This is a genomic window from Micromonospora sp. NPDC002411, from assembly GCF_053592955.1.
Genome location: NZ_JBSFBM010000252.1, coordinates 1 through 10,006, shown reverse-complemented (window position 1 = coordinate 10,006; position 10,006 = coordinate 1). Strand labels below are relative to the sequence as shown.

At 70.2% G+C, this 10,006-nt stretch carries 9 protein-coding genes; 4 read left to right on the top strand and 5 right to left on the bottom strand.

The window, feature by feature from the left end:
• Nucleotides 1-529 precede the first annotated feature (529 nt).
• Nucleotides 530-796, top strand: a complete 267-nt coding sequence (locus tag ACWCO3_RS25250) for a DUF4190 domain-containing protein (RefSeq protein WP_450012368.1) — start codon at nucleotides 530-532, stop codon at nucleotides 794-796.
• Between the two features lie 64 nt (nucleotides 797-860).
• Here ACWCO3_RS25250 and sucD read toward each other — a convergent pair whose 3' ends face one another.
• The 3 genes from sucD to ACWCO3_RS25235 form a co-directional block, all read right to left on the bottom strand.
• The gene (sucD, locus tag ACWCO3_RS25245; RefSeq protein WP_145778989.1) at nucleotides 861-1,748 is read right to left on the bottom strand and encodes a succinate--CoA ligase subunit alpha; all 888 of its coding nucleotides are present in this window, start codon (nucleotides 1,746-1,748) and stop codon (nucleotides 861-863) included.
• Between the two features lie 2 nt (nucleotides 1,749-1,750).
• Nucleotides 1,751-2,929 (bottom strand): ADP-forming succinate--CoA ligase subunit beta, encoded by a 1,179-nt coding sequence (gene sucC / locus ACWCO3_RS25240; protein WP_145778988.1) that lies wholly within the window; start codon nucleotides 2,927-2,929, stop codon nucleotides 1,751-1,753.
• Nucleotides 2,930-3,360: 431 nt separating this feature from the next.
• Nucleotides 3,361-3,765, bottom strand: a complete 405-nt coding sequence (locus ACWCO3_RS25235) for a cobalamin B12-binding domain-containing protein (protein ID WP_088987674.1) — start codon at nucleotides 3,763-3,765, stop codon at nucleotides 3,361-3,363.
• 505 nt (nucleotides 3,766-4,270) lie between these two features.
• Here ACWCO3_RS25235 and ACWCO3_RS25230 point away from each other — a divergent pair.
• Nucleotides 4,271-4,978 carry a M23 family metallopeptidase gene (locus tag ACWCO3_RS25230; RefSeq protein WP_145778987.1) on the top strand — a complete coding sequence of 236 codons (708 nt, stop codon included), beginning with the start codon at nucleotides 4,271-4,273 and terminating at the stop codon, nucleotides 4,976-4,978.
• A 273-nt stretch (nucleotides 4,979-5,251) separates the two neighbouring features.
• Entirely contained in the window at nucleotides 5,252-6,022 is a 771-nt protein-coding gene (locus ACWCO3_RS25225; RefSeq protein WP_145778986.1) for a M23 family metallopeptidase, read from the top strand.
• Between the two features lie 71 nt (nucleotides 6,023-6,093).
• On the opposite strand, the gene pcrA is transcribed toward ACWCO3_RS25225, so the two are convergent.
• Nucleotides 6,094-8,499, bottom strand: coding sequence for a DNA helicase PcrA (gene pcrA, locus ACWCO3_RS25220; RefSeq protein WP_450012364.1), 2,406 nt, complete (start codon nucleotides 8,497-8,499; stop codon nucleotides 6,094-6,096).
• A gap of 327 nt (nucleotides 8,500-8,826) precedes the next feature.
• Between pcrA and ACWCO3_RS25215 the strand changes: the two genes are divergently transcribed.
• On the top strand, nucleotides 8,827-9,222 hold the full coding sequence (locus tag ACWCO3_RS25215; protein WP_450012362.1) for a chorismate mutase: 396 nt from the start codon (nucleotides 8,827-8,829) through the stop codon (nucleotides 9,220-9,222).
• A gap of 158 nt (nucleotides 9,223-9,380) precedes the next feature.
• Here ACWCO3_RS25215 and ACWCO3_RS25210 read toward each other — a convergent pair.
• The coding region (locus tag ACWCO3_RS25210; RefSeq protein WP_450012360.1) for an oligopeptide/dipeptide ABC transporter ATP-binding protein at nucleotides 9,381-10,006 on the bottom strand (626 nt) is incomplete at its 5' end.

The window sequence follows — 10,006 nt, the reverse complement described above, 5'->3', positions numbered from 1 at the left end:
CGCGGCGAGGGCACCCGCCGGGACGGCGTGGCACGGTTGACCGGCCGGTCGTCGGCGCTCACACCGCCGGGACGGCTGGGACGGTCAGGGGTGACGGGGGACATCCGCTCTACTCTGGCACGTCGCGCGGGCGGTGGCAGTCCGTTAACGCCTCCTAGGGCGCGTTTCATAAGGGCGATCGGGTCGAGGCGGCGTCTGGGCCGCCCTCCGGCAAGGCCCCCGCGCCCCGCGCCCCGCGCTCCGCGCCCCGGATCCTCACAACATCGGGGATGTTGCTGCCTCCGACGACGCGGGAAACAGCAACATCCCCGATGTTGCGCGGATCTTGGCGGCCAGCGTTGGGCGCAGGCGGGCGGCTGCGTTCACTGCCGTTGCGGTACCGAGGGTGGCGAGTTCACCGAACCGCCGTCCAGATCATCCGGTCCGGTCTAGCCTCGGCCCAGAGGGGGCGCGAGTCGCCGCCACCCGGGTCGGGCCCGCCGGTCGCGGTCCGGGTCGGTACGCCGCCCACGACCGCCCGGAGGAAGCTGTGACGACCGCATACCCGCCGCCCCCGCCCCCACCGACGCGGGGACGGGACCGGACGACCCTCTGGGGCGTGCTCGGCATCGTGCTGGGTCTGATCTGCTGCGGCATCCTCGGCATCATCTTCGGCTACCTGTCCATCCGCGACGCGCGGCGCAACGGGCAGTCGCCGGTGCTCGGCTACCTCGCCATCGTGTTCGGGGTGATCAACATCATTGGTGGCTCGATCCTGCGGCTCACCGGCAACTACCCGTTCTGGAACAACGACTGACTCTCCGCACGACGAAGGGGGCCGACCGTTTCCGGTCGACCCCCTTCCGTGTTGCCCTTCCGGCTCAGCTGCCGGACATGATCTCCCGCATCAGCTTCGCGGTCTCGGTCGGCGTCTTGCCGACCTTGACGCCGACAGCCTCCAGCGCCGCCTGCTTCGCCTCGGCGGTGCCGGCCGAACCGGAGATGATCGCCCCGGCGTGGCCCATGGTCTTGCCGGGCGGAGCGGTGAAGCCGGCGATGTAGCCGACCACCGGCTTGGTGACGTTGGTCTTGATGAACTCGGCGGCCCGCTCCTCGGCGTCGCCGCCGATCTCACCGATCATCACGATGGCGTCGGTCTCCGGGTCGGCCTCGAACGCCGCCAGGGCGTCGATGTGCGTGGTCCCGATGATCGGGTCACCGCCGATGCCGACGCAGGTGGAGAAGCCGATGTCGCGCAGCTCGTACATCATCTGGTAGGTCAGCGTGCCGCTCTTGCTGACCAGGCCGATCCGGCCGGAGCCGGTGATGTCGGCCGGGATGATGCCGGCGTTGGACGCGCCGGGCGAGGCGATGCCCGGGCAGTTCGGCCCGATGATCCGGGTCTGCTCGCCCTGCGCCACGTTGTACGCCCAGAACGCCGCGGTGTCGTGCACCGGCACGCCCTCGGTGATCACAACAGCCAGCGGGATCGCGGCGTCGATCGCCTCGACCACGGCGGCCTTGGTGAACTGCGGCGGCACGAAGATGACAGTGACGTCGGCCCCGGTCTCGGCCATCGCGTCCGCGACGGACGCGAAGACCGGCAGCTCGGTGCCGTCGAAGTCGACCTTCTGACCCGCCTTGCGCGGGTTGACGCCACCCACCACGTTGGTGCCGGCGGCGAGCATCCGCCGGGTGTGCTTGGAACCCTCGGAGCCGGTCATCCCCTGGACGATGACCTTCGAGTCCTTGGTCAGCCAGATAGCCATGATCAGACCCCCGCAGCTGCCAGCTCGGCGGCCCGCTCGGCCGCACCGTCCATGGTGTCCACCCGCTGCACGAGCGGGTTGTTCGCGCTGTCCAGGATCGCCCGGCCAGCCTCCGCGTTGTTGCCGTCCAGACGGACGACGAGCGGCTTGCTGACCTGCTCGCCGCGCTGCTCCAGCAGGGCCAGCGCCTGGATGATGCCGTTCGCCACCTCGTCGCAGGCGGTGATGCCGCCGAAGACGTTGACGAAGACGCTCTTCACGGCCGGGTCGGAGAGCACGATCTCCAGCCCGTTCGCCATCACCGCGGCGCTCGCGCCACCGCCGATGTCGAGGAAGTTGGCCGGCTTGACGTTGCCGTGCCGCTCACCGGCGTACGCGACCACGTCGAGGGTCGACATGACCAGACCCGCGCCGTTGCCGATGATGCCGACCTCGCCGTCGAGCTTGACGTAGTTGAGGTCCTTGGCCTTGGCGGCCTGCTCCAGCGGGTCCACCGCGGCCTGGTCGACGAGCGCCTCGTGGTCCGGGTGCCGGAACGCGGCGTTCTCGTCCAGGCTGATCTTGGCGTCGAGCAGCAGCATCCGGCCGTCGCCGTTCTTGGCGAGCGGGTTGACCTCGACCAGCGTGGCGTCCTCGGCGACGAACGCCTGCCACAGGCCGACGGCGATCTCGACCACCTGGTCGGCGACCTCGGCCGGGAAGCCGGCAGCGGTCACGATCTCACGGGCCTTGGCCTCGTCCACGCCCTTCACGGCGTCGATCGGGGCCTTCACGACCTTGTCGGGGGTCTCGGCGGCGACCTGCTCGATGTCCATGCCGCCGGCGACGCTGGCGATGCAGAGGAAGGTGCGGTTCGCCCGGTCGAGCAGGTACGAGAAGTAGTACTCCTCGGCCACGTCCGCGGTCACCGTGATCATGACCTTGTGGACGGTGTGACCCTTGATGTCCATGCCGAGGATGTCGGTGGCGCGGGCCACCGTCTCCTCGGCGCCCTCGGCCAGCTTCACGCCGCCGGCCTTACCCCGGCCGCCGACCTTCACCTGCGCCTTGACGACCACGCGACCGCCGAGGCGTTCGGCGATCGCACGGGCCTCTTCCGGGGTAGTGGCGACGCCGCCGGCCAGCACGGGCAAGCCGTGCCGCTCGAACAGGTCCCGCCCCTGGTACTCGTACAGGTCCACGATTGCGCGTCCCGTCCCGTCTCCGCGGCGCGCCGTCGCGCCGCCACCAGCGTTCAGAAAACAGTTTGACGCCTGTCATCAGTTCAAACAGGCCATTGGCCGCAGCCTAGCGAGGTCGGCACCACCGGCAACCGAGCGGGTGCACGGTGTGCGGTAATGCACAACCGGACATCAGGTGTGGCCGGTTTCCGGCCAGAACTCCGGTGGCATCCACCGTCCGGGCGATGTTGTCCGGCTTGCGTAACCCTGCCGTGGGGGCGTCGTTGAGTCAGATGTCGGAGCGCTGAACAGCGCAAAGACGGGATACGGCCGATGCCCTGTCGGTCGAGGGGTGGCGGCGGGGCATCGTGCATAGAGGGGCCGGACGTGTGAGGGGTGCGTCCGGCCCCTCCCCCGTGCCCAAAATCGGTGGGGCAGCAGTTCGGCGTTCCTCAGGAAACCGGCTGGGCCACGTTCTCGCGGACCCACTCGACAATCGCCTGGGTGGTGGCGCCCGGTGTGAAGATCTTCGCGACGCCCAGCTTCTCCAACTCGGGGATGTCGCCGTTCGGAATGATGCCGCCACCGAACACGACGATGTCGCGGGCGTCCCGCTCACCGAGCAGTTCCAGCACCCGCCGGAAGAGCGTCATGTGCGCGCCGGAGAGCACGGACAGGCCGACCGCGTCGGCGTCCTCCTGGATGGCGGTCTCCACGATCTGCTCGGGAGTCTGGTGCAGGCCGGTGTAGACGACCTCCATCCCGGCGTCCCGCAGGGCGCGCGCGACGACCTTCGCGCCCCGATCGTGGCCGTCCAGGCCAGGCTTCGCGACGACGACCCGAATCCGAGAGCTCATCAGCGCACACCTTTCACCGGCTTGACCGCCTTCACCTTAACGAACGGTAACCCGGCAGGCCCGGCCCGGGAAATCCGGGCCGGAAAGCAGGCTCGGTCACCGGTCACCGCCTGCGCAGCGACCCACCGTGAAGGTCCACGACCGGGAGAGAGTCGCCGACCGGTGACGGGACCGGCAGCCGGGGGCGACCCGGCACTAGCGGCAGTGGCGATCCGGCACCGCCCATAGTCAAGTCGGACGAGTCCGCCGGATCGGTCACGCTCGGCGACGAACGGGCAGCATCAAGGGCACCGTTTGGCGTCGCGATGCGTGACAATAATGGACGCAAACGGACAGAACGACACGCCAATTTGGCGCTCTAGCTTGTGACTCGCCTGGTGGTTGGCTAACGTGTCCACGGTTGTCATCAGGTCCATGGACGGGTGACGACGCGGTCAGCGGACGTTCAGTGGAGCTTCACGAACGCCCACCGGCCGCCTCGGAACCCCGACAACGGAGGGTGTGCGTGCGCCAGCGCCTGTCGTCTGAGCCCGATCGATATCGCGGTCGTCGCCGTGTGCCCACCCCACCGCGCAGCCGTTACGCCGCAGTCGTCACCACAGCGTTCGTCGGGGCCGGCATCGTCGCCCTCGGCGCGAGCGCCCTGCCGGATGCCAAGGACGTCAGCCCGACGGTCCTCGACGAGCTCAAGCAGGCGTCGGTCACCAGCCAGGACGCCGCGGCCCGTGCGGACAACGCCGACCGCGCCTCCCGGGACAGCCGCAGCAAGGACAGCGCCGAGCCCGAGGTCTGGCTGCTGCCGCTGCAGGGCTACGACTTCAACTCGCCCTACGGGGTGCGCTGGGGCAAGATGCACACCGGCGTCGACCTGGTCGCGGGCGAGGGCACTCCCTACGTCGCGATCCACGACGGGCTGGTCACCAAGGCCGGCTGGTTCGGCGGGTACGGCAACGCGGTGATCGTGCAGCACGCCGACGGCAGTGAGGCCATCTACGGTCACTCCTCCGCGGTGAGCGTGAAGGAAGGCCAGCAGGTCAAGGCCGGCGACCAGCTGGGCCTGGTGGGCCAGACCGGCCACGCGTACGGCACCCACCTGCACCTGGAGATCCATGTCAAGGGCCAGCCGATCGACCCGGTGCCCTACCTCCAGGAGCGCGGAGTGGACATCAAGCTGCAAGTCGAGGCAATTTACAGCGAGGTAGCCGCGTCCTGACGCTGCGTACCGACCGATGGCCGCCCAGATCGATCGATCTGGGCGGTTTTTCGTTGCGCCCGTCGAGCGGATGTGTGCCGGGTCACCACCACGACTGTGACTGGCGACACGCCAACGCATGATCACTTATCCGGATTCAGCACCCCAGAACGGGCCATACGTGGGCACTCGCCACGTTGTCCATCCCGGGTGATCCGGTCCCCGCGCCTGCCCCAACTCGGCCCGACACCAGTATTTCGAGGTCAAGTGCCCCCTCGACTGTGAAGGTCCGCCGTGCAGGAAGACAGCCCCGTCCAGAACGAGACCACCCCGGACACCGCCCAGACCGAGCGGCCGCAGCGCGCCGGCCGGCGGAACCGCCTCATCGTGCTCAGCGCGGCCGCCCTGGTGGCCCTCGGCCTCGGCGGCATCGCCGTCGCCACCACCGGCAACGACCGCCCGGCACCGACCGCCGTCTCCCTCGACGCGCAGTCCCGGGCCGAGGCCGCCAGCCGGGCGGACCGCTCCGCCCGCGAGTCGAGCACGCCGGTCGCCCCCTCGGTCAGCCCCACGGCGAGCCCGTCGGCGGTCAGCGCCAGCCCGACACCCGCGAAGACGGCCACCGCCAAGGCCAAGCCGAAGCCGAAGAAGACCACCAAGCCCACGCCCGCCTGGGTCGACCCGATGCCGGGCGCAGCCGTCACGTCCTGCTACGGGCAGCGCTGGGGCACTCTGCACGCCGGTATCGACCTGGCGCTGCCCTCCGGTACGCCGATCCACGCCGCAGCCGCCGGGACCGTGACGCAGGCCGGCGACGCCTCCGACGGTTACGGCAACTCCGTCTTCATCGACCACGGCAACGGCTACCTGACCCACTACGCCCACCAGAGCCGCATCGCGGTCACCGTCGGGCAGGCGGTCAAGGCCGGCCAGGTCATCGGCTACGAGGGCGCCACCGGCGATGCCACCGGCCCGCACCTGCACTTCGAGGTGCACCAGGGCATGTGGAACCAGATCGACCCGGCCCCGTTCATGCGGGCCCACGGCGTAGACCTGGGCTGCTGAACGACCGCCGCAGCCGGAAGGCGTGACTTCCGCCGAAGCGGAGGTCACGCCTTCCGTCACCTGCGCCTGGGTCAGAGCTTGTCGACCGGAGCGTGCCTTAGCACCAGCCACATGGTCTGGTCGCCGAAGTCGATCTGTGCGCGGGCGCCCGGGCCGTGCCCCTCGACGGCGAGCACCCGCCCCAGCCCGTACCGCTGATGGTTGACCCGGTCCCCCGCGGACACCTTCGGCCCCTGCGGCAACTCGCTGGCCGTGGTCAGCCGGCTGGCGTCCACGCCGAGCCGCTGGGCCAGCTGCGCCGCCTTCGGCGTACCCCCCGTGAAGTTGCCACGCGCGCCGGGCGCGCGGTCCGCGCGGCCACCGACGCCGCCGCCACCCCCGGCCCACGAGGTGTACGACCCCTCGGTGCGCTCCCAGTGGACCAACTCCGTCGGCAACTCCTCCAGGAACCGCGACGGCGGGTTGTAGGACGGCTGCCCCCAGGCCGAGCGGGTCACCGCCCGGGAGAGGTAGAGCCGCTGTCGGGCACGGGTGATGCCGACGTACGCCAGCCGGCGCTCCTCCTCCAACTCGCGGGTGTCGCCCAGCGAGCGCAGGTGGGGGAAGACGCCGTCCTCCAGCCCGGTCAGGAAGACCACCGGGAATTCCAGCCCCTTGGCGGTGTGCAGGGTCATCAGGGTGACCACGCCCTGGTGGTCGGGGTCGTCGGAGGGGATCTGGTCGGCGTCGGCGACCAGCGCCACCTGCTCCAGGAACCCGGCGAGGGTGGCGCGTTCCCCCTCTTCGCCCAGCGCCTCGATCCGCTCGGTGTACTCCCGGGCGACGCTGACCAACTCCTGGAGGTTGTCCACCCGACCGGCGTCCTGCGGGTCCAGGCTCTCCTCCAGCTCGGTGAGGTAGCCCGAGCGGGTCAACAGGGCCTCCAGCACCTCCTCCGGGGTGCCGGTCTCGGCCAACTCCCGGGCGCCGTCGAGCAACGCGACGAAGTCGGCGATGCCGTTGGCAGCTCGGGTGGAGATGCCCGGCGCCTCCCGGGCCCGCCGCAGCGCCGCGCCGAATGAGATCCGGTCTCGGCTGGAGAGCGCCTCGACGCACGCCTCTGCGCGGTCGCCGATCCCCCGGCGGGGGGTGTTGAGCACCCGCCGCAGGCTCACCGTGTCGTCGTCGTTGACCACCGAACGCAGGTACGCGAGCGCGTCGCGGACCTCCTTGCGCTCGTAGAAGCGCACCCCGCCGACGACCTTGTAGGGCAGGCCGACGCGGATGAACACTTCTTCGAAGACGCGGGACTGGGCGTTGGTGCGGTAGAAGACCGCTACGTCACCGGGGCGGGTCTCGTCGGCGTCGACCAGTCGGTCGATCTCCCGGGCCACCCAGTCGGCCTCGGCGTGTTCGGTGTCGGCAACGTAGCCGACGATCTGCTCGCCGGCGCCGGACTCGCTCCACAGCCGCTTGGGTTTGCGGGACGTGTTGCGGTCGATCACCGCGTTGGCCGCGTTGAGGATGGTCTGGGTGGAGCGGTAGTTCTGCTCCAACAGGATCGTGCGCGCGTCGGTGAAGTCCCGTTCGAACTCCAGGATGTTGCGGATCGTCGCGCCCCGGAACGCGTAGATCGACTGGTCGGCGTCGCCGACCACGCACAACTCGGCCGGCGCCAGCCCGTCGGTGCCGGAGACCAGCTCCTTGATCAGGACGTACTGGGCGTGGTTGGTGTCCTGGTATTCGTCCACCAGCACGTGCCGGAACCGCCGACGGTAGCTCTCCGCGACGTGCGGGTGGGACTGGAGCAGATGCACCGTGGTCATGATCAGGTCGTCGAAGTCCAGTGCGTGCGCCTCGCGCAGCCGCCGCTGGTAGAGCGTGTACGCCTCCGCGAGGGCCCGCTCGTTGGGCCCGGTGGCCCGTGCGGCGAACTGCTCCGGGTCGACCAGCTCGTTCTTGAGGTTGGAGACCTGCGCGGCCAACCCGCGCGCCGGGTAGCGCTTCGGGTCCAGATCGAGCTCGCGGGCGACCAACTGCATCAGTCGGCGGGAGTCGTCCGCGTCGTAGATCGAGAACGTCGACTTGAGACCGGCGTGCTCGTGCTCGGCGCGCAGGATCCGGACACACGCGGAGTGGAACGTCGACACCCACATCAGGCGGGCCCGGGGGCCCACCAACGCGGCGACGCGCTCCTTCATCTCGCCGGCGGCCTTGTTGGTGAAGGTGATCGCGATGATCTCGCCGGGGTGCACGTCCCGTGCGGCGAGCAGGTACGCGATCCGGTGTGTGAGCACCCGGGTCTTGCCGGAACCGGCGCCGGCCACGATCAACAGTGGTGAGCCGGCATGGCTGACCGCGTCGCGCTGTGGCCCGTTCAGCCCGTCGAGCAGCTCCTGCGGATCGAGGCGGACGGCGGCGTGCCGGGGCCGGTCCGGGCGGGCCGGCACGGACTCCGGCGCAGGCGGGGACGCGGGGATGTCGAAGAGAGGATGCATCGCCCGACAAGTCTATGCCGCCGGTCGGACACTGCGCCGCTGGCGCTCAGCAGCTCGTGGCTGACCGCGTGCTGCCACCGCGCGGCGCGCCCAGGTCGAAGAAAGATCCTCGGTGCACCGTCGAATGCTTGCGCACCCGCCGCCGACGTGGGCATACTCGACGGCGTGATCGCTGCGCGCTACTACTTTTACTACGGCACCGGGAGTCCGGCTGCCGTAGGTCGCGCCTGATCGATTCAGACCTACGAAAGCCCCGGGCTCCTGGAGTCCGGGGCTTTTTCCGTCCCGGGTTCCGGGCACAGGGCACCACCGTGCGAGAGGTACCCGATGATGACAGACGTGATGGAGCAGAGCGGCGGCCCGACCCGACCGGAGGCTGGGCAGCCCGCGGTCAACGGACGCGAGACGGTGGCACCCGTGTCGCCGTCGGCGGAGGACACCGAGCAGGCCGAGGCGCAGACCGGCACCGAAGAGCCGTCCGCCGCCGCCCGAATCGTGGAGATCAGGGAACGGATCGACGAGATCGACAACGCGCTGATCGCACTCTGGCAGGAGCGGGCCGCGTTGTCGCAGGAGGTCGGGGCCACCCGGATGGCGTCCGGCGGAACCCGCCTGGTGCTCTCCCGGGAACGGGCGATCCTGGAACGGTTCCGGGTCGCACTCGGCGCGGACGGCACCCAGTTGGCCCTGCTGCTGCTCCGCGCGGGCCGCGGCCCGCTGTAACCCTCCCCGCGGGCCGCCGTAACCCTCCGCGGACCGCCCGCCGTAACCCTCCGCGGGCCGCAGCGGCCCCGGAGGGCACTGCCGACGCCCGCCCGGTCACCGGACAGACGAAACCGCCTGCCGTCGTCGTGAAGACGTCGGCAGGCGGTTTCGGTGACTCACGCCTCGTGGGTGGCGACGATCTCGCGTCGCTCCGCGAAGTGGCAGGCGCTCGGGTGGTCCGAGCCCCGCCGGATCTCCAGCAGCGGGACCTGCTCGGCGCAGACGTCCTGCGCCTTCCAGCAGCGGGTACGGAACCGGCAGCCCGAGGGCGGGCTGATCGGCGACGGCACGTCACCCGTCAAACGGATGATCGTCTTGTTGTTCCGCTGGGTCGGGTCCGGCACCGGCACCGCGGAGAGCAGAGCCTGGGTGTACGGGTGGGTCGGCCGCTCGTAGATCTCGTCCTCGGTGCCGATCTCCACGATCTTGCCGAGGTACATCACCGCGACCCGGTCCGAGAGGTGGCGGACCACCGACAGGTCGTGCGCGATGAAGACGTACGACAGCCCGAACTCGCCCTGGAGCTGCTCCAGCAGGTTCATCACCTGAGCCTGGATGGAGACGTCCAGCGCCGACACCGGCTCGTCGCAGACGATGATCTCGGGCCGCAGCGCGAGCGCCCGGGCGATGCCGATGCGCTGACGCTGGCCGCCGGAGAACTGGTGCGGGTACCGGTTGATGTGCTCCGGGGTGGCCATCGTCAAGGTGGCGCTGCGCCAACGGGACCAGCTGGCCACGCTGC